Here is a 25,566-nt window from a genome sequence, read left to right on the forward strand (position 1 = left end):
CTTACGTTCTTACACTTTATCTGTGGTTTAAATCGTCCCGGAGTTGCCCTATATTAGCCAAACGTAATTATTTGGTTACAGGTCGTTAACCTCCATGAAAGACATAGATACACTCATCAGCAACAATGCACTATGGTCAAAAATGCTGGTGGAAGAGGATCCCGGGTTTTTTGAGAAACTGGCACAAGCGCAAAAACCGCGCTTTCTATGGATTGGATGTTCCGACAGTCGCGTTCCTGCAGAACGTTTAACCGGTCTTGAGCCGGGCGAACTCTTTGTTCACCGTAATGTTGCTAACCTGGTCATTCACACTGACCTGAACTGCCTTTCCGTGGTTCAGTATGCAGTGGATGTACTCGAAGTTGAACACATTATTATCTGTGGCCACTACGGTTGCGGCGGCGTACAAGCCGCAGTTGAAAACCCGGAACTGGGGCTTATCAACAACTGGCTGCTGCATATCCGCGATATCTGGTTCAAACATAGCTCATTGCTCGGCGAAATGCCGCAAGAGCGCCGTCTGGATACCTTGTGTGAACTGAACGTCATGGAACAGGTGTATAACCTGGGCCACTCCACCATTATGCAATCAGCGTGGAAACGCGGGCAGAAAGTTACCATTCACGGCTGGGCCTACGGCATTCACGACGGCTTGCTGCGTGATCTGGATGTTACCGCCACCAACCGCGAAACCCTTGAGCAACGTTACCGTCACGGGATTTCCAACCTCAAGCTGAAACACGCCAACCACAAATAAAAATGCCATGCCGGATGCAACACATCCGGCAACTTCACACTTACTCGTCCAGCAGAATCACTTTGCCGATATACGGCAGATGACGGTAACGCTGTGCGTAATCAATGCCGTAACCCACCACAAACTCATCCGGGATCGAGAAACCGATAAATTCTACCGGGACGTTCACTTCACGACGGGACGGTTTATCCAGCAGCGTACAAATCGCCAGCGACTTCGGTTCGCGCAGGCTTAAGATCTCACGCACTTTCGACAGTGTATTCCCCGAGTCGATGATATCTTCAACAATCAGCACGTCCTTGCCACGGATATCTTCATCCAGATCTTTGAGGATTTTCACATCACGGGTGGTGGACATGCCGCTACCGTAGCTGGAGGCGGTCATAAAGTCGACTTCATGAGATACCTGAACTTCACGGCACAGGTCCGCCATAAACATAAATGAGCCACGCAGCAGACCCACCAGCACCATATCGCTGCCGCTGTCTTTGTAACGCTCAGTAATCTGACGACCCAGTTCGGCGATACGCGCTTTAATCTCCGCTTCGGGGATCATTACTTCTACAGTATGTTTCATATCTCTAACCATATGATTTAAAAACAAATCACTTCGCACGGGCAGGTTTTGGCACCGCAACAAAGCGCAAGACACGCAGTATACCAGTAAAACTATTCATTCGCGGAATCTGTTAATAAAGCTCGAATTGTGATGACGATCACACATGTTAAAACCTATAATTAATTGCTACTAAAATATTAATGAATTGAAATGGTGTCTCTTTATGGCAATTAACAATACAGGCTCGCGACGATTACTCGTCACGCTAACAGCCCTTTTTGCAGCGCTTTGCGGGCTGTATCTACTCATTGGCGGAGGCTGGCTGGTCGCGATTGGCGGCTCCTGGTACTACCCTATCGCTGGCCTTGTGATGCTCGGCGTCGCCTGGATGCTGTGGCGCAGTAAACGCGCCGCGCTTTGGCTATACGCAGCCCTGCTGCTCGGCACCATGATTTGGGGCGTCTGGGAAGTTGGTTTCGACTTCTGGGCGCTGACTCCGCGCAGCGACATTCTGGTCTTCTTCGGCATCTGGCTGATCCTGCCGTTTGTCTGGCGTCGCCTGGTCATTCCTGCCAGCGGCGCAGTTGCCGCACTGGTGGTCGCACTGCTGATTAGCGGTGGTATCCTGACCTGGGCCGGATTTAACGATCCGCAGGAGATCAACGGCACCTTAAGCGCCGATGCCACACCTGCTGAAGCTATCTCCCCCGTAGCCGATCAGGACTGGCCTGCCTATGGTCGTAATCAGGAAGGTCAACGCTTTTCGCCGCTGAAACAAATTAACGCCGATAACGTCCATAATCTGAAAGAAGCCTGGGTGTTCCGTACTGGCGATGTGAAGCAGCCGAACGATCCGGGTGAAATCACCAATGAAGTGACGCCGATTAAAGTGGGCGACACCCTTTACTTGTGTACCGCTCACCAGCGCCTGTTTGCGCTTGATGCCGCCAGCGGCAAAGAGAAATGGCATTACGATCCTGAGCTGAAAACCAACGAGTCTTTCCAGCACGTAACCTGCCGTGGTGTCTCTTATCATGAAGCCAAAGCAGAAACCGCTTCGCCGGAAGTGATGGCGGATTGCCCGCGTCGTATCATTCTTCCGGTCAATGATGGTCGACTGATTGCGATTAACGCTGAAAACGGCAAACTGTGCGAAACCTTCGCCAATAAAGGCGTGCTCAATCTGCAAAGCAATATGCCAGACACCAAACCGGGTCTGTATGAACCGACTTCGCCACCGATTATCACCGATAAAACCATCGTGATGGCCGGTTCAGTTACCGATAACTTCTCAACCCGCGAAACGTCTGGCGTGATCCGTGGTTTTGATGTCAACACCGGGGAGCTGCTGTGGGCTTTTGATCCCGGCGCGAAAGATCCGAACGCAATCCCGTCTGACGAACACACCTTTACCTTTAACTCGCCAAACTCCTGGGCACCAGCGGCCTATGACGCGAAGCTGGATCTGGTCTATCTGCCGATGGGCGTGACCACGCCGGATATCTGGGGCGGTAACCGCACACCGGAACAGGAACGTTATGCCAGCTCGATTCTGGCGCTGAATGCCACTACCGGGAAACTGGCGTGGAGCTACCAGACCGTTCACCACGACCTGTGGGACATGGATCTTCCGGCACAGCCGACGCTGGCGGACATCACCGTTAATGGTCAGAAAGTGCCAGTTATTTACGCTCCGGCGAAAACCGGCAACATTTTTGTGCTCGATCGTCGTAATGGCGAACTGGTGGTTCCGGCACCGGAAAAACCGGTTCCCCAAGGTGCAGCGAAAGGCGATTACGTAACCCCAACTCAACCGTTTTCTGAACTGAGCTTCCGTCCGACGAAAGATTTGAGCGGTGCGGATATGTGGGGAGCCACCATGTTTGACCAACTGGTGTGCCGCGTGATGTTCCACCAGATGCGCTATGAAGGCATTTTCACCCCGCCATCTGAACAGGGTACGCTGGTCTTCCCGGGTAACCTGGGGATGTTCGAATGGGGCGGGATTTCCGTTGATCCAAATCGTGAAGTGGCGATTGCCAACCCAATGGCACTGCCGTTTGTTTCGAAACTGATCCCGCGTGGTCCTGGCAACCCGATGGAGCAGCCGAAAGATGCCAAAGGCACGGGTACGGAATCCGGCATTCAGCCACAGTACGGTGTACCGTATGGTGTCACGCTCAACCCGTTCCTCTCACCATTTGGTCTGCCATGTAAACAGCCAGCATGGGGTTATATCTCGGCGCTGGATCTGAAAACTAATGAAGTGGTGTGGAAGAAACGTATTGGTACGCCGCAGGACAGTATGCCGTTCCCGATGCCGGTTCCGGTGCCGTTCAATATGGGTATGCCGATGCTGGGCGGGCCAATCTCCACGGCGGGTAACGTGCTGTTTATCGCCGCTACGGCAGATAACTACCTGCGCGCTTACAACATGAGCAACGGTGAAAAACTGTGGCAGGGTCGTTTACCAGCGGGTGGTCAGGCTACGCCAATGACCTATGAAGTGAATGGTAAGCAGTATGTGGTGATCTCCGCAGGCGGTCACGGTTCATTTGGTACGAAGATGGGCGACTATATTGTGGCTTATGCGCTGCCGGATGATGTGAAGTAAGACTTGCTCAGATTGCTGACAACGTGCGCGTTGTTCATGCCGGATGCGGCGTGAACGCCTTATCCAGCCTACAAAATTGTGCAAAATCAATGGATTGCACAGCTAGCGTAGGCCTGATAAGCGTAGCGCATCAGGCAGATTTGCGTTTGTCATCAGTTTAATGCCCGGAGAGATCCGGGCATATTTCCGAATACGGTCTTTTTATACCGTAAACCCTAACATCATCCCCGTATCTTCATGCTCCAGCAGATGGCAGTGCGCCATATAAGCATGTTCTTTCGGTGCATCGTGATTAAACTTCACCAGCACTTCGCTGACATTACCTTCTACCTTAACGGTATCTTTCCAGCCCGCGCGATGAGCCGCTGGCGGTTTGCCATTTTCTGACAAGATACGGAACTGCGTGCCGTGGATATGGAACGGATGCAGCATCATGTCGCCCACGCCAGAGATAACCCAACGTTCGTATTGCCCTTTCGCCGCCGCAAACATCGGCTTGTTCATATCAAACGCCTGACCGTTGATTTTGTTGGCATGGTGGAAATCGAACTTCCCGCCGTGGTTCATATGATTCATATTGCCGTGCCCCATATGGCCCATCATCTGGCTGTGATCCATCCCGGCCATCGCCTGATCGCCATATTTCTCCATTAGCATCTGCATCCCCATCATATCGAGCATCGGGTCCATAGAGAGTTGCAGCTTGCGTACCGTCAGCCCTTCCAGCGAAGGTAACGCAGGCAGGCTACTTAATGTGTCTGGCAAAGCACCGGAGGCACTAATAGCAATCGGCTGAATCCGCATTACCGGATGAGGCTTATCAAACGGCGCAATCGCCATCCCCATCTGGCTGACCGGCAGCGTCACCAGGTCAAAGGGTTTGTTATCGTTAACCTCCACCAGCACTTCAAAACGCTCGCCCATCAGCACCGGCAGTTCGCTCACCTTCACTGGTTCAGGTAGCAGACCACCGTCGCTGGCAATCACATACAGCGGGCGATTGTCGCTGGTGGCGAAATTGAGCGAACGGGCATTACAGCCATTGAGCAAACGCAGGCGCAGCCAACCACGCGGGGCAGCGTGTTGCGGGTAGATTGCACCGTTGGTCAGCAACGTATCGCCAAACCAGCCCACGGCGGCGGTCATCACATCCAGTTGATAATCAATCTGCCCGTCGGCGCTAAATTTCTTATCCTGAACGATCACCGGAACATCATCGATACCCCACTGTTTTGGCAGCATTAATTTCAGGATCTCGTCATCTTCAATCACCACCAGCCCAGCCAGCCCCATCGCCACCTGTCGCCCGGTTTTGCCGTGCTGATGCGGATGGAACCAGCAGGTAGCGGCAGGTTGATCAACGTTCAACGTCACCGAGCGCTTGCCACCTGGCGGAATAATTCCCTGCGGGCCGCCGTCGACTTCACCCGGTACTTCCAGCCCGTGCCAGTGCAACGTTGTCTCTTCCGTCAGTTGGTTGTAGATATCAACCGTTACCGCTTTGCCGCGCTGTAATTTCACCGCCGGCCCCAGCAGATTGCCGTTATAGCCCCAGGTAGTTGCAGTTTTCCCGCCAAAGGTGGACTGGCCTGCGCCAATAGTTAACTGAATGCGATTACGGGCATCGGTCGTGAGCAAATCAGGGATCGGTAACGTTGGGCGTTCTGCCGCAAATACTGCGCGGCTCCACAGCGGCAAAGCCGAAGCCACACCCAGCGCGACGGAATATTTTAAGAAATCACGACGTTGCATAGTTATTTCCTTATTCTTAAGCAGGCGAAACAAAATCAAACGTTGAGCATAGTCCTTCCCCTTACGGGAAGGTCAAGCCGCAGACACAATTTAATCGACAATAATGGTCGTCGCCTCGCTCGCAGTGTGCTAACGTTTATCTTCTTTAAGCCCCTGGTAGAAGCAATGAAGACGTTTTTCAGAACAGTGTTATTCGGCAGCCTGATGGCCGTCTGCGCAAACAGTTACGCGCTCAGCGAGTCTGAAGCCGAAGATATGGCCGATTTAACGGCAGTTTTTGTCTTTCTGAAGAACGATTGTGGTTACCAGAACTTACCTAACGGGCAAATTCGTCGCGCACTGGTCTTTTTCGCTCAGCAAAACCAGTGGGACCTCAGTAATTACGACACCTTCGACATGAAAGCCCTCGGTGAAGACAGCTACCGCGATCTCAGCGGCATTGGCATTCCCGTCGCTAAAAAATGCAAAGCCCTGGCCCGCGATTCCTTAAGCCTGCTTGCCTACGTCAAATAATCCCTGATACCTTTTTGTAGAAATATTGACCGTGCATCCGCGGTCAATGTTAGCTATTATGTTGCGCCCTTTTTTTACGGGTGTTAACAAAGGAGGTATCAACCCATGGCCGAAAAAAAACAGTGGCATGAAACGCTACACGACCAGTTTGGGCAGTACTTTGCGGTAGATAACGTTCTGTATCATGAAAAGACCGATCACCAGGATCTGATCATTTTTGAGAACGCTGCATTTGGTCGCGTAATGGCGCTGGATGGCGTAGTACAAACCACCGAGCGCGACGAGTTTATCTATCATGAGATGATGACCCATGTTCCGCTACTGGCCCATGGTCACGCGAAACATGTGCTGATTATCGGCGGCGGCGACGGTGCCATGCTGCGTGAAGTAACCCGACATAAAAACGTTGAGTCAATCACGATGGTGGAAATCGATGCGGGTGTCGTATCGTTCTGCCGTCAGTATCTACCCAACCATAACGCCGGTAGCTACGACGATCCGCGCTTTAAGCTGGTGATCGACGATGGCGTCAATTTCGTTAATCAAACCAGCCAGACCTTTGATGTCATTATCTCCGACTGCACCGATCCTATCGGTCCCGGCGAAAGCCTTTTCACTTCGGCATTTTATGAAGGCTGCAAACGTTGCCTGAATCCTGGCGGTATCTTCGTCGCACAAAACGGCGTCTGCTTTTTACAGCAGGAAGAAGCCATCGACAGCCATCGCAAACTCAGCCATTACTTCAGCGACGTTGGCTTTTATCAGGCGGCGATCCCGACCTATTACGGCGGTATCATGACTTTTGCATGGGCGACAGATAACGACGCCTTACGCCATCTCTCAACCGAAATTATTCAGGCGCGTTTTCTCGCCTCTGGCCTGAAATGCCGTTATTACAATCCGGCAATCCATACGGCAGCTTTTGCCTTACCTCAGTATCTGCAAGACGCACTGGCTTCACAGCCGTCCTAAGGAGAAGATAAGAAATTGAAAAAACTGAAACTGCATGGCTTTAATAATCTGACCAAAAGTCTGAGTTTTTGTATTTACGATATCTGCTACGCCAAAACTGCCGAAGAGCGCGACGGTTATATTGCTTATATCGATGAACTCTATAATGCCAACCGTCTGACCGAAATCCTGTCAGAAACCTGTTCCATTATCGGGGCTAATATTCTTAACATCGCCCGCCAGGATTACGAACCACAGGGTGCCAGCGTCACTATTCTGGTGAGTGAAGAACCGGTTGACCCGAAACTCATCGACAAAACAGAACACCCCGGCCCACTGCCAGAAACGGTCGTTGCCCATCTTGATAAAAGTCATATTTGCGTACATACCTACCCGGAAAGTCATCCTGAAGGCGGTTTATGTACCTTCCGCGCCGATATTGAAGTCTCTACCTGCGGCGTGATTTCTCCGCTGAAGGCGCTGAATTACCTGATCCACCAGCTTGAGTCCGATATCGTAACCATTGATTATCGCGTGCGCGGTTTTACCCGCGACATTAACGGTATGAAGCACTTTATCGACCATGAGATTAATTCGATTCAGAACTTTATGTCTGACGATATGAAGGCGCTGTATGACATGGTGGATGTGAACGTCTATCAGGAAAATATCTTCCATACCAAGATGTTGCTTAAAGAGTTCGACCTTAAGCACTACATGTTCCACACCAAACCGGAAGACTTAACCGACAGCGAGCGCCAGGAAATTACCGCTGCGCTGTGGAAAGAAATGCGCGAGATTTATTACGGGCGCAATATGCCAGCTGTTTAACGGCTCTGGCGGAGCTCCCAGGCTCCGCCAGATTTATTTACTTCTGCTGCACGAAATTGCGGTAAGCCGCCACGACCTGCAGAAAATCCTCAACGCCGCATAGCGACAGGCTTTCTTCGTCGTAGTAGTTCATCCCCTCTTCCATTTCATCGCCAGCGAATTCCAGTTGATTGGCGCGAACCATCACCTCTTCACCGTCCATCCACAGGGTGTATTCATGCCCTGCCCGTTGCCAGGACCGTTCGCTACCTTTCAGTGCGTGCGCTGCTTGTTCCACTTCATCAAGCAAGGCCAGGTTTTCTTTCACCTCTTCATTAAACCAGTGCCCGACCACTTCATGCCCCATGGACATACGCACCTTTACCACTCCGGTAATATCGCGCAGAAATTCGTAATCCATAGTGTGTTCCTCTGCTCCCGGCAATGCACCGAAATCGCATTGCGCCATTGATGTAATTATCGCAGCCTTACCGGAGAAAAACAGCGGAACGGCGATGGTTTAGAAATAAAAAAATGCCCGGGAATCTCATTCACCGGGCATTGTGTCGTTTATGCGCAGCGCGTGCGCTGACTTTTTAAACCGCAGTCTGGAAAATCACCCCATCGGCTTTCTCGGTGTACTGAGAAAGCTGGTTGAAGTTCAGATAACGGTAAGTATCAACGGCTGTTTTATCTACCTGCGCCACGTAGGTCTGGTACTCTTCCGGCGTCGGCAGTTTGCCAATCAGCGCCGCAACAGCCGCCAGTTCCGCAGAAGCCAGGAAGACATTCGCGCCAGTACCCAGACGGTTCGGGAAGTTACGGGTAGAGGTGGAAACCACCGTTGCACCGTCCGCCACACGCGCCTGGTTACCCATACACAGGGAACAGCCAGGGATCTCGATACGCGCACCACTCTTACCGAAGACGCTGTAGTAGCCTTCTTCGGTCAACTGTGCGGCGTCCATACGGGTTGGCGGTGCCACCCACAGGCGGGTCGGCAACTGACCTTTATGCGCATCCAGCAGTTTACCCGCAGCACGGAAGTGACCGATGTTGGTCATGCAGGAACCGATAAACACTTCGTCGATCTTCTCACCCTGTACCGCAGACAGCGGACGCGCGTCATCCGGGTCGTTCGGAGCACACAGGATTGGCTCTTTAATATCCGCCAGATCGATGTCGATCACTGCCGCGTATTCCGCATCTGCATCGGCTTCCAGCAGCTCAGGATTCGCCAGCCATTTTTCCATGCCCTGAATACGACGTTCCAGGGTACGACGATCGCCGTAACCTTCCGCGATCATCCACTTCAGCAGGACGATGTTAGAGTTCAGGTATTCGATGATCGGTTCTTTGTTCAGCTTGATGGTACAACCAGCGGCAGAACGCTCGGCGGACGCATCGGTTAGCTCAAAGGCCTGCTCAACTTTCAGATCCGGCAGACCTTCAATTTCCAGGATGCGGCCAGAGAAGATGTTTTTCTTGCCTTTCTTCTCAACGGTCAGCAGACCTTGTTTGATCGCATACAGCGGAATAGCGTGTACCAGATCGCGCAGGGTGATGCCCGGCTGCATTTTGCCTTTGAAGCGCACCAGAACGGATTCCGGCATATCCAGCGGCATTACGCCAGTTGCGGCAGCAAACGCCACCAGACCAGAACCCGCCGGGAAAGAGATACCGATCGGGAAACGGGTATGGGAGTCACCACCGGTACCGACGGTATCCGGCAGCAGCATACGGTTCAGCCAGGAGTGAATGACGCCGTCACCCGGACGCAGCGACACACCGCCACGGTTCATAATGAAGTCCGGCAGCGTGTGGTGCGTGTTCACGTCAACTGGCTTCGGATACGCCGCGGTGTGGCAGAAAGACTGCATCACCAGGTCAGCCGAGAAGCCCAGGCACGCCAGGTCTTTCAGTTCATCACGGGTCATCGGGCCGGTGGTGTCCTGGGAACCTACAGAAGTCATTTTCGGTTCACAGTACGCGCCCGGACGAATGCCTTTCACGCCACAGGCACGGCCTACCATTTTTTGCGCCAGCGAGAAGCCGCGATCGCTCTCAGCGACATCTTTCGCCTGACGGAACACATCACTGTGCGGCAGACCAAGTGCTTCACGCGCTTTGGTGGTCAGGCCACGCCCGATAATCAGCGGAATACGGCCACCAGCACGCACTTCATCAATCAGCACGTCGGTTTTCAGTTCGAAGGTCGCCAGCAGTTCGCCGGTTTCGTGGTTACGCACTTCACCTTTGTACGGGTAAACGTCAATCACGTCGCCCATGTTCAGGTTAGAGACGTCGACTTCGATTGGCAGTGCACCCGCGTCTTCCATCGTGTTAAAGAAGATGGGTGCAATTTTACCGCCGAGGCACAAACCACCGCCGCGTTTGTTCGGCACATGTGGAATATCATCGCCCATAAACCACAGAACGGAGTTAGTGGCGGATTTACGCGAAGAACCCGTACCCACAACGTCACCGACGTACGCCAGCGGGAAACCTTTCTGTTGCAGAGCTTCGATTTGCTTGATCGGACCAACAACACCAGGCTGGTCTGGCTCAATACCTTCACGGGCGTTTTTCAGCATCGCCAGCGCGTGCAGTGGGATATCCGGGCGTGACCACGCATCCGGTGCCGGAGAAAGGTCATCGGTGTTAGTTTCGCCAGTGACTTTGAAGACAGTAACGGTCAGTTTTTCAGCCAGCGCCGGGCGATTCAGGAACCATTCGGCATCCGCCCAGGACTGCATAACCTGCTTCGCATATTCGTTGCCTGCTTTCGCTTTCTCTTCTACGTCATAGAAGTTATCGAACATCAGCAGCGTGTGAGAAAGTGCTTTGGCAGCAATAGGTGCCAGTTTGGCATCATCCAGCGCGTCGATCAGCGGATGAATGTTGTAACCACCCTGCATGGTGCCCAGCAGTTCGATGGCTTTTTCCGGAGTCAGCAGAGGGGATTTGGCTTCGCCTTTCGCGATAGCAGCCAGGAAGCCTGCTTTGACATAGGCGGCTTCATCGACGCCTGGGGGAACACGGTTGGTTAACAGATCTAACAGGAATTCTTCTTCGCCCGCGGGCGGGTTTTTCAGCAGCTCTACAAGTGCGGCCATTTGGTTTGCATCCAGGGGTTTGGGCGCAATCCCCTCAGCGGCACGCTCAGCTACGTGCTTACGGTATTCTTCTAGCACGACGGTTCTCCTCGCTCTCATTGTCATAGTGCGGCAGGCGATTCTCTTCACGCTCCTGTGAGACAGCAGTTTGTAGGGTAAATGCCCAGTACCGCAACGGGCAGAATAGCAGGATTTTGACGAGGTGTTAATCTGTTTACAAAAAAGCAACATAAAAAAGTGGCTGAATCGTTAAGGATGGTCTAGAGATTGTTTCCCTCCGTAAAAACTTCGTTAATTCGCATGGTGATAATCACCTTTCTCAACGAATCCCAAGATTAGTCAAAATTTAAACTACCGCCTCTTTATACTCGGATTCACAGCACCTGCGGGTGGCAGTTCGCCGACCATTGCGATTTCCTTGAGATCCGAATTATGAAAATGACTTTGCCGTTTAAACCCCATGTGCTGGCGCTAATTTGCAGTGCCGGGCTTTGTGCCGCCTCTACCGGACTATATATAAAAAGCCGCACAGTGGAAGCGCCTGTGGAACCGCAATCGACACAACTGGCTGTGTCTGACGCTGCCGCGGTTACGTTTCCTGCAACGGTTTCCGCACCTCCCGTAACACCCGCCGTCGTCAAATCCGCATTCAGCACTGCACAAATAGATCAATGGGTCGCGCCCGTCGCGCTGTATCCCGACGCCCTACTTTCGCAGGTGCTGATGGCATCAACCTATCCGACAAACGTTGCTCAAGCAGTGCAATGGTCGCACGATAATCCACTTAAACAAGGCGATGCTGCTATTCAGGCGGTATCTGACCAGCCGTGGGACGCCAGCGTTAAATCACTGGTGGCCTTTCCACAATTGATGGCATTGATGGGCGAAAACCCGCAATGGGTGCAAAACCTGGGCGATGCTTTTCTGGCCCAGCCGCAGGACGTGATGGACTCGGTACAGCGATTGCGGCAACTGGCGCAACAAACCGGCTCGCTGAAGTCATCAACCGAACAGAAAGTTATTACCACAACGAAGAAAGCTGTACCGGTAAAACAGACAGTCACGGCACCCGTCATACCATCCAATACAGTTTTAACTGCCAACCCCGTCATTACAGAGCCGGCAACAACCGTCATTTCCATTGAGCCCGCCAATCCTGATGTGGTCTATATTCCCAACTACAACCCAACCGTGGTTTACGGGAACTGGGCCAATACTGCGTATCCGCCGGTTAATCTGCCACCACCAGCCGGAGAACCGTTTGTTGACAGCTTTGTACGCGGATTCGGCTATAGCATGGGCGTTGCTACCACGTACGCACTATTCAGCAGCATCGACTGGGACGACGACGATCATGACCATCATCATCATGACGATGATGATTATCATCACCACGATGGCGGTCATCGTGACGGTAATGGCTGGCAACACAACGGCGACAACATCAATATCGACGTCAACAATTTCAACCGTATCACCGGTGAGCATCTTACTGATAAGAATATGGCATGGCGGCACAATCCAAACTACCGTAATGGTGTGCCCTATCATGATCAGGATATGGCAAAGCGGTTTCATCAAACCGATGTCAACGGCGGAATGAGCGCCACGCAATTACCTGCCCCAACGCGCGACAGCCAGCGTCAGGCGGCAGCAAATCAGTTTCAGCAACGAACACACGCCGCCCCCGTCATTACACGAGATACCCAACGTCAGGCAGCGGCACAGCGGTTTAATGAAGCTGAAAACTATGGGAGCTATGACGACTTCCGCGACTTCAGCCGTCGCCAACCACTGACCCAGCAACAAAAGGACGCCGCTCGTCAGCGTTATCAGTCGGCCTCGCCTGAGCAGCGCCAGGCAGTCCGCGAGAAAATGCAGACTAACCCACAGATCCAGCAGCGAAGAGACGCAGCGCGTGAGCGTATTCAGTCCGCCTCGCCTGAGCAGCGCCAGGTGTTTAAGGAAAAAGTACAGCAGCGCCCACTGAACCAACAGCAACGTGATAACGCCCGCCAGCGTGTTCAATCAGCATCACCTGAACAACGTCAGGTTTTTCGGGAAAAAGTTCAGGAGAGCCGCCCACAACGTCTAAACGACAGTAACCATACTGTCAGGCTGAATAACGAGCAACGGTCAGCAGTACGCGAACGTCTCTCTGAGCGCGGAGCAAGGCGACAGGAAAGGTAAATTGCAGACGTAAAAAAAGCGGCGTGGTTAGCCGCTTTTTTAATTGCCGGATGTTCCGGCAAACGAACAATTACTTCTTCTTCGCTTTCGGGTTCGGCAGGTCGGTAATGCTACCTTCGAACACTTCTGCCGCCAGGCCCACAGACTCGTGCAGAGTCGGGTGCGCGTGGATGGTCAGTGCGATGTCTTCAGCATCACAACCCATTTCGATTGCCAGGCCGATTTCACCCAGCAGCTCGCCGCCGTTGGTACCGACAATCGCACCACCGATCACACGGTGAGATTCTTTGTCGAAAATCAGCTTGGTCATACCGTCTGCGCAGTCGGAAGCGATAGCACGACCAGAAGCAGCCCACGGGAAGGTGGCGGTTTCATAGCTGATGCCTTTCTCTTTCGCTTCTTTCTCAGTCAGACCTACCCATGCAACTTCTGGTTCGGTATAGGCGATGGACGGGATAACTTTCGGATCGAAGTAGTGTTTCTTACCGGCGATAACTTCAGCGGCAACGTGACCTTCGTGAACACCTTTGTGTGCCAGCATCGGCTGACCGACGATATCGCCGATAGCAAAGATGTGCGGTACGTTGGTACGCAGCTGTTTGTCAACGCGGATGAAACCACGGTCGTCCACTTCCACGCCAGCTTTGCCTGCGTCGAGGTTTTTACCGTTCGGCACACGACCAATCGCTACCAGCACGGCGTCGTAACGCTGCGGTTCAGCGGGTGCTTTTTTGCCTTCCATCGTCACATAAATACCGTCTTCTTTCGCTTCAACGGCGGTAACTTTGGTTTCCAGCATCAGGTTGAATTTCTTGCTGATACGCTTGGTGAAGACTTTAACGATGTCTTTGTCAGCTGCCGGGATAACCTGGTCGAACATTTCAACCACGTCAATCTGTGAACCCAGCGCGTGGTATACGGTGCCCATTTCCAGACCGATGATACCGCCACCCATTACCAGCAGGCGTTCTGGTACTTCTTTCAGTTCCAGCGCGTCAGTGGAGTCCCAGATACGCGGATCTTCATGCGGAATAAACGGCAGTTGGATCGGGCGAGAACCCGCTGCAATGATCGCGTTGTCGAAGTTGATCACGGTTTTGCCGTTCTCACCTTCAACTTCCAGGGTGTTAGCCCCGGTGAATTTACCCAGACCGTTGACCACTTTGACTTTGCGGCCTTTCGCCATACCAGCCAGACCACCGGTCAGCTGATTGATCACTTTCTCTTTCCAGGTACGAATCTTGTCGATATCGGTTTTCGGTTCGCCGAAGACGATACCGTGTTCAGCCAGCGCTTTGGCTTCTTCGATAACTTTTGCTACGTGCAGCAGTGCTTTAGAAGGGATACAGCCGACGTTCAGGCAAACACCGCCAAGGGTGTTGTAACGTTCTACGATTACGGTTTCCAGACCTAAATCAGCGCAACGGAAGGCAGCGGAGTAACCTGCGGGGCCTGCCCCAAGTACCACGACCTGAGTTTTGATTTCAGTACTCATCATGACCTCTATATATTTATCTCCGGCGGTCATACCCGTCGTCTTTCAGGCCGCAGCGGCGTTAGCTTCACGCCCTCACCCCAGTCACTTACTTATGTAAGCTCCTGGGGATTCTGGCGCTTGCTACCTTGCTGCACCCAGAAATCCATAGGGTATGTGAAGTAATACCCTAACCACCACCGGGTCGTTCTATCCGTCGGTATTTTACAAAATTGTTAACAATTTTTAAACAACAAACGGCAACCGATTTGTCTATTCGCTAATAACCTCAATACATTCATGAGATTACCAGAAAAAAGCCGGCCGTTGGGCCGGCTCTTTTACTTACATCACCAGACGGCGAATGTCAGACAGCGTGTTGTTAATGATGGTAATGAAACGGGCACCATCAGCACCGTCGATCACGCGGTGGTCGAAGGAGAGAGAAATCGGCAGCATCAGACGCGGCACGAACTCTTTACCATTCCACACCGGCTCCATCGCGGACTTGGAAACGCCGAGGATAGCCACTTCCGGCGCGTTCACAATCGGCGCGAAGTGGGTAGTACCCAGGCCGCCGATGCTGGAGATGGTGAAGCAACCGCCCTGCATTTCGCCCGCAGTCAGCTTACCGTCACGCGCTTTCTTAGAAATAGTCATCAGCTCGCGAGACAGCTCGATGATGCCTTTCTTGTTGACGTCTTTGAATACCGGAACAACCAGACCGTTCGGGGTATCCACCGCCACACCGATGTTGATGTATTTCTTCAGGGTCAGACGCTGACCGTCTTCCGACAGCGAACTATTGAAGCGAGGCATCTGCTCAAGAGCTGCAGCAACGGCTTTCATGATGAAGACAACCGGGGTGATCTTCACATCCAGCTTACGTTTCGCCGCTTCTTCGTTCTGCTGTTTACGGAACGCTTCCAACTCGGTGATATCGGTTTTGTCGAAGTGAGTAACATGCGGGATCATTACCCAGTTACGGCTCAGGTTCGCACCAGAGATTTTCTGGATGCGGCCCAGTTCCACTTCTTCGATTTCACCAAACTTGCTGAAGTCCACCTTCGGCCACGGCAGCATGCCAGGGATACCACCGCCAGTCGCTGCCGGAGCTGCTTCTGCACGTTTGATAGCTTCTTTCACGTAAGCCTGAACGTCTTCGCGCAGGATACGACCTTTACGGCCAGTGCCCTTCACTTTCGCAAGGTTAACACCAAACTCGCGTGCCAGACGGCGGATCAGCGGAGTCGCGTGAACATAAGCGTCGTTTTCAGCAAATTCAGATTTGCCTTCCGCTTTCGCAGCTGGTGCTGCTGCCGGGGCTTCAGCTTTTGCTGCCGGTGCCGGCGCTGCCGCTTCCTGTTTCGCAGGAGCTGCCGCAGGCGCTGCGCCTTCAACTTCGAAGATCATAATCAGCGAGCCAGTTTTCACTTTATCGCCAACGTTGACTTTCAGTTCCTTCACGACGCCTGCAAACGGCGCCGGAACTTCCATAGAAGCTTTGTCGCCTTCTACGGTGATCAGTGACTGTTCAGCGGCAACTTTGTCGCCCACTTTCACCATCACTTCAGTCACTTCAACTTCGTCACCGCCGATATCCGGAACGTTAACTTCTTTCACGCCAGCCGCTGGTGCAGGGGCCGCTGCCGGAGCTGCTTCCTGTTTAGCGGCCGGAGCTGCCGCGCCTGCTTCACCCGCGACTTCGAAGACCATAATCAGCGAGCCGGTAGACACTTTGTCACCCACGTTCACTTTGATCTCTTTCACGGTGCCAGCAAACGGAGCCGGAACTTCCATAGAAGCCTTGTCGCCTTCTACGGTGATCAGCGACTGTTCAGCTTCAACTTTATCGCCAACTTTCACCAGGATTTCGGTCACTTCAACTTCGTCGCTGCCGATATCCGGAACGTTAACGTCTTTTGCCGCCGCAGCCGCTGGTGCTGCTGCCGGAGCTGCTTCTTTCTTCTCTTCTGCCTGAGCAGGTGCAGCGTCTGCTGCACCGTCGGCGGAATCGAAAATCATAATCAGTGCGCCGGTCTGGGTTTTATCGCCAACAGAGACTTTGATCTCTTTAACGATACCCGCCTGCGGAGACGGAACTTCCATAGAGGCTTTGTCGCCTTCTACGGTGATCAGCGACTGTTCGGCTTCAACTTTGTCGCCCACTTTGACCAGGATCTCGGTGATTTCAACTTCATCAGCCCCGATGTCCGGTACTTTGATTTCGATAGCCATTATTCTTTTACCTCTTACGCCAGACGCGGGTTAACTTTATCTGCATCGATGTTGAATTTGGCGATTGCGTCAGCAACCACTTTCTTATCGATTTCGCCACGTTTAGCCAGTTCGCCCAGCGCCGCAACCACGACATAAGAAGCATCAACTTCGAAGTGGTGACGCAGGTTCTCACGGCTGTCGGAACGACCGAAGCCATCAGTACCCAGTACGCGGTAGTCGTCAGCCGGTACGTAAGTACGGACCTGCTCAGCGAACAGTTTCATATAGTCGGTAGATGCCACTGCCGGAGCGTCGTTCATCACCTGAGCGATATACGGAACGCGCGGAGTTTCCAGCGGGTGCAGCATGTTCCAGCGTTCACAATCCTGACCATCACGCGCCAGCTCGGTGAAGGAGGTCACGCTATAAACGTCAGAACCTACGCCGTAATCTTTCGCCAGGATCTCAGCTGCTTCACGGACGTGACGCAGGATAGAACCGGAGCCGAGCAGCTGAACTTTACCTTTGCTACCTTCAATAGTTTCGAGTTTGTAGATACCTTTACGGATACCTTCCTCAGCACCTTCCGGCATTGCCGGCATGTGGTAGTTTTCGTTCAGCGTAGTGATGTAGTAGTAAACGTTCTCTTGTTTTTCACCGTACATACGCTCCAGACCGTCATGCATGATGACAGCAACTTCGTAAGCGTAAGCCGGGTCGTAAGAGATACAGTTCGGGATAGTCAGCGACTGAATGTGGCTGTGACCATCTTCGTGCTGCAGACCTTCGCCGTTCAGGGTGGTACGACCGGAAGTACCGCCGATCAGGAAGCCACGCGCTTGCTGGTCGCCAGCCGCCCAGCACAGATCGCCAATACGCTGGAAGCCGAACATCGAGTAATAGATGTAGAACGGGATCATCGGCAGATTGTTGGTGCTGTAAGAGGTCGCCGCTGCCAGCCAGGAACAACCTGCGCCCAGCTCGTTGATCCCTTCCTGCAGAATCTGACCTTTCTCGTCTTCTTTATAGTAAGCAACCTGCTCGCGGTCCTGCGGGGTGTACTGCTGACCGTTCGGGCTGTAAATACCAATCTGACGGAACAGACCTTCCATACCGAAAGTACGCGCTTCGTCGGCGATGATCGGTACCAGACGATCTTTGATCGACTTGTTCTTCAGCATCACGTTCAGAGCACGAACGAAAGCGATAGTGGTAGAGATCTCTTTGCTCTGCTCTTCCAACAGCGCGCCGAAGTCTTGCAGGCTCGGCAGCTCAAGCTTCTCGGTGAAGTTCGGCTGACGGCTTGGCAGATAACCGTGCAGTTTCTGACGCTGAGCGTGCAGATAGGTATGCTCTTCAGAACCTTCCGGGAAGGTGATGTACGGCAGTTTTTCGATATCTGCATCAGACACCGGCACATTGAAACGGTCGCGGATATGACGCACACCGTCCATGTTCATTTTCTTAACCTGGTGCGCGATGTTTTTACCTTCAGCCGCGTCGCCCATGCCGTAACCTTTAATGGTATGAGCAAGGATTACTGTCGCTTTGCCTTTGGTTTCCTGCGCTTTCTTGAATGCAGCGTAGATTTTCTTCGGATCGTGACCACCACGGTTCAGTGCCCAGATCTGCTCGTCAGTCCAGTCTGCAACCAGTGCTGCGGTTTCAGGATATTTACCGAAGAAGTGTTCACGAACGTACGCACCATCTTTCGATTTGAAGGTCTGGTAGTCGCCGTCAACGGTTTCGTTCATCAGCTGGATCAGTTTACCGCTGGTATCCTTACGCAGCAGTTCATCCCAACGGCTACCCCACATCACTTTGATCACGTTCCAGCCAGCACCTTCGAAGATGCCTTCCAGTTCGTTGATGATCTTGCCGTTACCGGTGACCGGGCCGTCAAGACGCTGCAGGTTACAGTTGATAACGAAGACCAGGTTATCCAGTTTTTCACGGGTAGCGATGGTGATCGCACCTTTGGATTCCGGTTCGTCCATTTCACCGTCACCGAGGAACGCGTAAACGGTTTGTTTAGAGGTATCTTTCAGGCCACGGTGTTCCAGATATTTCAGGAATTTAGCCTGGTAAATAGCACCAATCGGACCCAGACCCATAGATACGGTCGGGAACTGCCAGAATTCCGGCATCAGTTTCGGGTGCGGATAGGAAGAGAGGCCATTGCCGTGAACTTCCTGACGGAAGTTATCCAGCTGCTCCTGAGTCAGACGACCTTCCAGGAAAGCACGAGCGTACACGCCCGGGGAGATGTGGCCCTGGAAGTAAACCAGGTCGCCGCCATCCTGCTCGTTGCGTGCACGGAAGAAGTGGTTAAAGCACACATCATAAATGGTTGCGGAAGACTGGAAGGACGCCATATGGCCGCCCAGTTCGAGGTCTTTTTTCGACGCACGCAGCACCGTCATGATGGCGTTCCAGCGGATAGCTGAACGAATACGGCGTTCCAGTTCCAGATTACCCGGATACTCCGGTTGTTCTTCAACGGGGATGGTGTTGATGTAGTTGCTGATACCTGTGCCTGCGGCTACGTTTACACCGCCTTTGCGGGCTTCAGCAAGCAGTTGGTCGATCAGATACTGAGCACGCTCAACACCTTCTTCACGGATGACCGATTCGATCGCCTGGAGCCAGTCGCGAGTTTCGATCGGATCCACGTCATTTGGGAAACGTTCTGACATGGGTTATTCCTTATCTATCTAATAACGTTGAGTTTTCTGGAACCTGTCCCATTGAACTCTCGCCGGAAAGCTCAATAAGACAGGTTCTACGTTTAGTTGCCGCGCTTTTATATGCGCTTGATTTACAACATCTTCTGGATAATTTTTACCAGAAAAATCACTAATTCTTTCGTTGCTCCAGACGACGCAGAGAACGCTCACGGCGGCTCTCTTCACGACTTCTGTCGAGCAAAATTTCTTCGATAAAGGCCAGATGGCGATGCGATGCTTCGCGCGCTTCTTCCGGCTTACCGGCCATAATCGCTTCAAATATGCGGGTGCGGTGACTACTCACCAGCGGCAGCATCTCGCGACGCGAATAGAGCAATTCGAAGTTCTGGCGGACATTCTGGGCCAACATCGGCTCCATACACCTTAGCAGATGAAGCAGAACCACATTGTGGGCCGCTTCGGTGACGGCAATCTGATACTGGAGTACGGCGTTTGATTCCGCGTCCAGATCGCCAGACTGCTGCGCCAGCTCTATGGCGTGGTGGAGTTCACGGATGCGTTCCTTGTCTTCATCGGTACTACGCAGCGCGGCGTAATAAGCGGCGATACCTTCCAGGGCGTGTCGTGTTTCGAGCAAGTCATACTGTGACTCAGGATGGTCGGAGAGCAGCTCCACCAGCGGATCGCTGAAGCTTTGCCATAGGCTGCTCTGGACAAAAGTGCCGCCACCCTGGCGACGAAGCAACAAGCCCTTCGCTTCGAGACGTTGAATCGCCTCACGCAAGGAGGGACGGGAGACGTCAAACTGTTTTGCCAGTTCGCGTTCCGGTGGGAGTTTTTCGCCCGGGCGGAGAGTGCCTTCGAGGATCAAAAACTCCAGTTGCTGCTCAATCACATCGGAGAGTTTTGGTTGGCGGATTTTGCTGTAGGCCATGAGTTCCTGTCTTAAGCCACTTGCCGAAGTCAATTGGTCTTACCAATTTCATGTCTGTGACGCTAAAGTAACAAAGTATTCACCTTATGTCCATACAGGTTTTGATTGAAATCATGAAACTGTGCACATTTTAACAACTTGACATATATAACGTTTCAAAGTTGTAACTATGCACAAATGTAGACTTTACGTAGGAAAGGAGTTTTTTAACGATTATTAAACTATAAAAATCCGAATTGAACCGATTCACTTACCAATTTTGTGATTTTTAATTCAATTAAAACGAATTTAAATTCATTCTACATATTGAGAGGGGTTGAGGCTGAGCTTTACAAACGGTTTCTTTTTAAGCAACTCATCTTCAACCATGCATAAAGCGGGTGCATTCGCTGCCGCATACCATTATTCTTGATCTGACGGAAGTCTTTTTGTAACAATTCAAACTTCTTTGATGTAAACAAATTAATACAACAAACGGAATTGCAAACTTACACACGCATCACTGCGTAGATCAAAAAAACAACCACCGCACGAGGTTTCATGATGGAAGGTCAACAGCACGGCGAGCAGCTAAAGCGCGGCCTTAAAAACCGCCATATTCAGCTTATCGCGCTGGGTGGCGCGATAGGGACCGGGTTATTCCTGGGTAGCGCCTCCGTAATACAGTCCGCAGGGCCAGGGATTATCCTGGGTTACGCCATTGCTGGTTTTATCGCCTTTCTGATCATGCGTCAGCTGGGTGAAATGGTGGTCGAAGAACCTGTCGCAGGCTCCTTTAGCCACTTTGCTTATAAATACTGGGGCAGTTTTGCCGGTTTCGCCTCTGGCTGGAACTACTGGGTACTGTACGTTTTAGTTGCCATGGCTGAGCTGACTGCCGTGGGTAAATACATTCAGTTCTGGTATCCGGAAATCCCCACCTGGGTTTCTGCCGCCGTATTCTTTGTGGTGATTAACGCCATCAACCTGACCAACGTTAAAGTGTTTGGCGAGATGGAGTTCTGGTTTGCCATTATCAAAGTTATCGCGGTGGTAGCGATGATCATCTTCGGCGGCTGGCTGCTATTCAGTGGCAACGGCGGCCCGCAGGCGACCGTTAGCAACCTGTGGGATCAGGGTGGTTTCCTGCCGCACGGCTTCACCGGGCTGGTGATGATGATGGCGATTATCATGTTCTCGTTCGGTGGTCTGGAACTGGTGGGGATCACCGCAGCAGAAGCTGATAACCCGGAGCAAAGTATACCGAAAGCAACTAACCAGGTTATCTACCGCATCCTGATTTTCTATATTGGTTCGTTAGCCGTTCTGCTCTCACTGATGCCGTGGACCCGCGTTACCGCCGATACCAGTCCGTTTGTGCTGATCTTCCACGAGTTAGGCGATACCTTTGTGGCGAATGCGCTGAACATCGTGGTACTGACTGCGGCGCTCTCCGTGTACAACAGCTGCGTATATTGCAACAGCCGTATGCTGTTTGGTCTGGCACAACAGGGTAATGCGCCAAAAGCGCTGGCGTCTGTCGATAAACGTGGTGTACCAGTAAATACCATTCTGGTGTCTGCACTGGTAACGGCGTTGTGCGTACTGATTAACTACCTTGCCCCAGAGTCCGCTTTCGGACTGTTAATGGCGCTGGTGGTATCTGCACTGGTAATCAACTGGGCGATGATTAGCCTGGCGCATATGAAATTCCGTCGCGCCAAGCAGGAACAAGGCGTGGTAACTCGCTTCCCTGCTCTGCTTTATCCGCTGGGTAACTGGATCTGCCTGCTGTTTATGGCGGCGGTACTGGTGATTATGCTGATGACCCCAGGAATGGCGATTTCGGTATACCTGATCCCGGTATGGCTGATCGTGTTAGGTATCGGCTATCTGTTTAAAGAGAAAACCGCCAAAGCCGTAAAAGCGCATTAATCTCTCTACGCCCTCACCCGTACAGGGTGAGGGCAATAATCTTTACACCAACGCCCCGTAAATCGTCAGTAGTGCAATCACCACCACGACCACGAACGAGGTTTTCTTCGCCATTGAAACCGCTGCCTTCGGCGTCTCCACCTTATCGACATGCGGTTCACGCGCCAGAGAGAACTGCGCCAGACGCGTTAACACCTGATACTGCGAAGTATGGAAATCACCCAGCGAAGCAAACCAGGCCGGTAACGCTTTCTCACCATGACCGATCAAGGCATATACCACACCCGCAAGACGAACCGGCACCCAATCCAGTACATGAAGCACGGCATCAATGCCGGACTGTAAACGATGATGCGGCGTCTGATATCGCGCCAGCCAGTATTGCCATGCACGCAAAAACGCATACCCCATCAGCGTAACGGGTCCCCAGGTTCCCCCCACAATCAGCCAGAACAGCGGTGCAAGATAAAAACGAAAGTTAATCCACAGCAATGCATTTTGCAGCTCACGCAAATACTCACGTTCGTCGCAGCCTGCCGGGACGCCGTGAATCATGGTGAGTTCGCCAGCCATCGTGGCACGGGCATGGCTATCATTACGTGAAGCAGCTGTCAGATAAGCATGATAATGAAGACGAACTTTACCTGCGCCAATACACAGCAAACCAATCAGCAGCCACACCAGTAGCGTGGGAACGTTGAACAATACTCCCTGCAATGCGCGTAACAGTAAAAAAGTCACGCCCATCGCAATAATGGTCATGCCTAACGTGCGCCCGAGAGAAAAATGTTTCACCCGCCGAAAGAACGCTTCAAGACGATGATCAAGCTGCCAGTGCTCGCCCAACTTAAACAGGCGCTCGAAAATTAACACCAGTAAGGTTGTAAATAGCGTCATGTTGTCTCCTTGCTGACCAGCACACGAAACCGTGCCCAATCAAATGCAGGACCGGGATCGGTTTTCCGATCCGGCGCAATATCACAATGGCCCGTCATGTTTTTAGCGATATCCGGATAGCAATCAATCAGTGCCCGCGTAACCGCCGCAAGCTGTTGATACTGCGCATCGGTATACGCCAGCGTATCGGTGCCTTCAAGCTCAATCCCAATAGAAAAATCATTGCAGCGTTCGCGCCCCTGATACTGAGAGACTCCCGCATGCCATGCACGTTTATCGAAAGGAACATACTGGACTATTTCACCATCACGGCGAATCAAACAGTGAGCGGAGACGCGCAAATGGGCGATCTCAGCAAAGAAAGGATGTGCCTGCGGATCAATAGTTCCAGTGAATAATGCGTCGATCCACGGACCGCCAAACTCGCCTGGCGGCAGGCTAATATTGTGCACCACCAGCAGGGTGGGTGTTTCGTCATCCGGGCGGCAATCGTGATGTGGTGAGGGAACGCGGCGCGCGCCAACCAGCCACCCCTGTTCTAACAACATGCAGGATCTCCTTATATGTGGTGCTAATACCCGGTTCAGAGTAGCATGTTTCTACCTTATGATTCGTTAGCTATCTGGAGTTTTAACATGCCGCCTCGCCGCTATAACCCTGACACCCGACGTGACGAGCTGCTGGAACGCATTAATCTCGATATCCCCGGCGCGGTGGCCCAGGCGCTGCGGGAAGATTTAGGCGGAACAGTCGATGCCAACAATGATATTACGGCAAAACTTTTACCGGAAAATTCTCGCTCTCATGCCACGGTGATCACCCGCGAGAATGGCGTCTTTTGCGGCAAACGCTGGGTTGAAGAGGTGTTTATTCAACTGGCAGGCGACGATGTCACCATAATCTGGCATGTGGATGACGGCGATGTCATCAATGCCAATCAATCCTTGTTCGAACTTGAAGGCCCATCCCGCGTGCTGTTAACGGGCGAACGCACTGCGCTTAATTTTGTGCAAACCCTTTCAGGAGTTGCCAGTAAGGTACGCCACTATGTCGAATTGCTGGAAGGCACCAACACGCAGTTGTTGGATACGCGCAAAACCTTACCCGGCCTGCGTTCAGCTCTGAAATACGCGGTACTTTGCGGCGGCGGAGCGAATCACCGTCTGGGGCTTTCTGATGCCTTCCTGATCAAAGAAAACCATATTATTGCCTCCGGCTCAGTGCGCCAGGCGGTCGAAAAAGCGTCCTGGCTGCACCCGGATGCGCCAGTAGAAGTCGAAGTAGAGAATCTGGAAGAACTTGATGAAGCCCTGAAAGCAGGAGCCGATATCATCATGCTGGATAACTTCGAAACAGAACAGATGCGCGAAGCCGTCAAACGCACCAACGGCAAGGCGCTACTGGAAGTGTCTGGCAACGTCACTGACAAAACACTGCGTGAATTTGCCGAAACGGGCGTGGACTTTATCTCCGTCGGTGCGCTAACTAAACACGTACAAGCACTCGACCTTTCAATGCGTTTTCGCTAATAGTTGACAGATTTATCCGCTCCATCGCGGGCGGATAATCTCCCCTTCCCCAACTTTCTTCGTAACGCCTCGCAAATTTCTTGTCTTTCGCTGCAACGAAATAAAAAACCTCGGAATCTGCTTTCCCGTTTCGTTTTTTGCCCCTCGCCTGTGCTGATGGCGTTTGCCAAAGTAGCGCCAACCAAATCAAGGAGCGAAACAGATGGACAAGCAACGCGGTTTTACACTTATCGAACTGATGGTGGTTATTGGCATCATTGCCATTTTAAGCGCCATTGGTATTCCCGCTTATCAAAACTACCTGCGCAAAGCCGCACTCACCGACATGCTACAAACCTTTGTGCCTTACCGTACCGCCGTAGAGTTGTGCGCGCTGGAACATGGTGGATTAGATACCTGCGACGGTGGCAGCAATGGCATTCCCTCGCCTACCACCACCCGCTATGTTTCAGCCATGAGTGTGGCAAAGGGCGTGGTGTCGCTGACCGGGCAAGAAAGTCTCAATGGGCTAAGCGTCGTCATGACACCGGGTTGGGATAACGCAAACGGCGTCACCGGCTGGACGCGCAACTGCAATATTCAAAGTGACAGCGCATTGCAGCAAGCCTGCGAAGATGTCTTCCGCTTTGATGACGCCAACTAAGGAGCG

Annotated in this window: 19 protein-coding genes; 9 read left to right on the plus strand and 10 right to left on the minus strand. The window is 52.4% G+C overall.

The annotated features are described in order from the left end of the window. Positions 1-94 precede the first annotated feature (94 nt). On the plus strand, positions 95-757 hold the full coding sequence (gene can, locus AB4H76_RS19040; RefSeq protein ID WP_000651599.1) for a carbonate dehydratase: 663 nt from the start codon (positions 95-97) through the stop codon (positions 755-757). 40 nt (positions 758-797) lie between these two features. On the opposite strand, the gene hpt is transcribed toward can, so the two are convergent. Next, entirely contained in the window at positions 798-1,334 is a 537-nt protein-coding gene (hpt, locus tag AB4H76_RS19045; protein WP_000683335.1) for a hypoxanthine phosphoribosyltransferase, read from the minus strand. A gap of 205 nt (positions 1,335-1,539) precedes the next feature. Here hpt and gcd point away from each other — a divergent pair, with 205 nt between their 5' ends. After that, positions 1,540-3,930, plus strand: coding sequence for a quinoprotein glucose dehydrogenase (gene gcd, locus AB4H76_RS19050; RefSeq protein ID WP_001306211.1), 2,391 nt, complete (start codon positions 1,540-1,542; stop codon positions 3,928-3,930). 201 nt (positions 3,931-4,131) lie between these two features. Here the strand turns inward: gcd and cueO are convergent, their stop codons facing one another. Further along, a complete protein-coding gene (gene cueO, locus AB4H76_RS19055) occupies positions 4,132-5,682 on the minus strand; it encodes a multicopper oxidase CueO (RefSeq protein ID WP_001189647.1) in 1,551 nt (516 codons plus the stop codon). 165 nt (positions 5,683-5,847) lie between these two features. Between cueO and AB4H76_RS19060 the strand changes: the two genes are divergently transcribed. The 3 genes from AB4H76_RS19060 to speD all read left to right on the plus strand — a co-directional run bounded on the left by AB4H76_RS19060 (position 5,848) and on the right by speD (position 7,977). Then, on the plus strand, positions 5,848-6,195 hold the full coding sequence (locus tag AB4H76_RS19060) for a YacC family pilotin-like protein (RefSeq protein WP_001295568.1): 348 nt from the start codon (positions 5,848-5,850) through the stop codon (positions 6,193-6,195). A gap of 105 nt (positions 6,196-6,300) precedes the next feature. After that, a complete protein-coding gene (gene speE, locus AB4H76_RS19065; RefSeq protein ID WP_000818411.1) occupies positions 6,301-7,167 on the plus strand; it encodes a polyamine aminopropyltransferase in 867 nt (288 codons plus the stop codon). Between the two features lie 15 nt (positions 7,168-7,182). Further along, complete coding sequence (speD, locus tag AB4H76_RS19070; protein WP_000734287.1) at positions 7,183-7,977, plus strand: adenosylmethionine decarboxylase; 795 nt, start codon at positions 7,183-7,185, stop codon at positions 7,975-7,977. Positions 7,978-8,014: 37 nt separating this feature from the next. Here the strand turns inward: speD and yacL are convergent, their stop codons facing one another. Both yacL and acnB read right to left on the minus strand, forming a co-directional pair. After that, positions 8,015-8,377, minus strand: coding sequence for a protein YacL (gene yacL / locus AB4H76_RS19075; protein WP_000384306.1), 363 nt, complete (start codon positions 8,375-8,377; stop codon positions 8,015-8,017). Between the two features lie 175 nt (positions 8,378-8,552). Beyond that, entirely contained in the window at positions 8,553-11,150 is a 2,598-nt protein-coding gene (gene acnB, locus AB4H76_RS19080; protein WP_001307570.1) for a bifunctional aconitate hydratase 2/2-methylisocitrate dehydratase, read from the minus strand. Positions 11,151-11,504: 354 nt separating this feature from the next. On the opposite strand from acnB, the gene AB4H76_RS19085 reads away from it, so the two are divergent. Beyond that, positions 11,505-13,262 carry a DUF3300 domain-containing protein gene (locus AB4H76_RS19085; RefSeq protein ID WP_077491381.1) on the plus strand — a complete coding sequence of 586 codons (1,758 nt, stop codon included), beginning with the start codon at positions 11,505-11,507 and terminating at the stop codon, positions 13,260-13,262. A 70-nt stretch (positions 13,263-13,332) separates the two neighbouring features. Here AB4H76_RS19085 and lpdA read toward each other — a convergent pair whose 3' ends face one another. The 4 genes from lpdA to pdhR form a co-directional block, all read right to left on the minus strand. After that, positions 13,333-14,757 carry a dihydrolipoyl dehydrogenase gene (lpdA, locus tag AB4H76_RS19090; RefSeq protein WP_000102485.1) on the minus strand — a complete coding sequence of 475 codons (1,425 nt, stop codon included), beginning with the start codon at positions 14,755-14,757 and terminating at the stop codon, positions 13,333-13,335. Positions 14,758-15,081: 324 nt separating this feature from the next. Continuing rightward, a complete protein-coding gene (gene aceF, locus AB4H76_RS19095) occupies positions 15,082-16,974 on the minus strand; it encodes a pyruvate dehydrogenase complex dihydrolipoyllysine-residue acetyltransferase (protein WP_000963518.1) in 1,893 nt (630 codons plus the stop codon). 14 nt (positions 16,975-16,988) lie between these two features. Further along, positions 16,989-19,652: a pyruvate dehydrogenase (acetyl-transferring), homodimeric type gene (aceE, locus tag AB4H76_RS19100; RefSeq protein WP_000003820.1), complete on the minus strand. Its 2,664-nt coding sequence runs from the start codon at positions 19,650-19,652 to the stop codon at positions 16,989-16,991. A gap of 160 nt (positions 19,653-19,812) precedes the next feature. Beyond that, a complete protein-coding gene (gene pdhR, locus AB4H76_RS19105; protein ID WP_000331776.1) occupies positions 19,813-20,577 on the minus strand; it encodes a pyruvate dehydrogenase complex transcriptional repressor PdhR in 765 nt (254 codons plus the stop codon). Positions 20,578-21,117: 540 nt separating this feature from the next. Between pdhR and aroP the strand changes: the two genes are divergently transcribed. Then, on the plus strand, positions 21,118-22,491 hold the full coding sequence (aroP, locus tag AB4H76_RS19110) for an aromatic amino acid transporter AroP (protein WP_000969915.1): 1,374 nt from the start codon (positions 21,118-21,120) through the stop codon (positions 22,489-22,491). 42 nt (positions 22,492-22,533) lie between these two features. On the opposite strand, the gene ampE is transcribed toward aroP, so the two are convergent. After that, positions 22,534-23,388, minus strand: coding sequence for a beta-lactamase regulator AmpE (gene ampE / locus AB4H76_RS19115; RefSeq protein ID WP_000172005.1), 855 nt, complete (start codon positions 23,386-23,388; stop codon positions 22,534-22,536). Next, positions 23,385-23,936, minus strand: a complete 552-nt coding sequence (ampD, locus tag AB4H76_RS19120; protein ID WP_077491379.1) for a 1,6-anhydro-N-acetylmuramyl-L-alanine amidase AmpD — start codon at positions 23,934-23,936, stop codon at positions 23,385-23,387. Before ampD ends, ampE begins: the two co-directional genes overlap by 4 nt. A gap of 87 nt (positions 23,937-24,023) precedes the next feature. Here ampD and nadC point away from each other — a divergent pair, with 87 nt between their 5' ends. Both nadC and ppdD read left to right on the plus strand, forming a co-directional pair. After that, a complete protein-coding gene (gene nadC, locus AB4H76_RS19125; RefSeq protein WP_001135174.1) occupies positions 24,024-24,917 on the plus strand; it encodes a carboxylating nicotinate-nucleotide diphosphorylase in 894 nt (297 codons plus the stop codon). A gap of 202 nt (positions 24,918-25,119) precedes the next feature. Beyond that, positions 25,120-25,560, plus strand: a complete 441-nt coding sequence (gene ppdD, locus AB4H76_RS19130; RefSeq protein ID WP_000360904.1) for a prepilin peptidase-dependent pilin — start codon at positions 25,120-25,122, stop codon at positions 25,558-25,560. Positions 25,561-25,566 lie beyond the last annotated feature (6 nt).

The sequence above is a fragment of the Escherichia sp. UTM R2 genome, assembly GCF_048593455.1.
In the GTDB taxonomy this organism is placed as follows: Bacteria; Pseudomonadota; Gammaproteobacteria; order Enterobacterales; family Enterobacteriaceae; genus Escherichia; species Escherichia coli.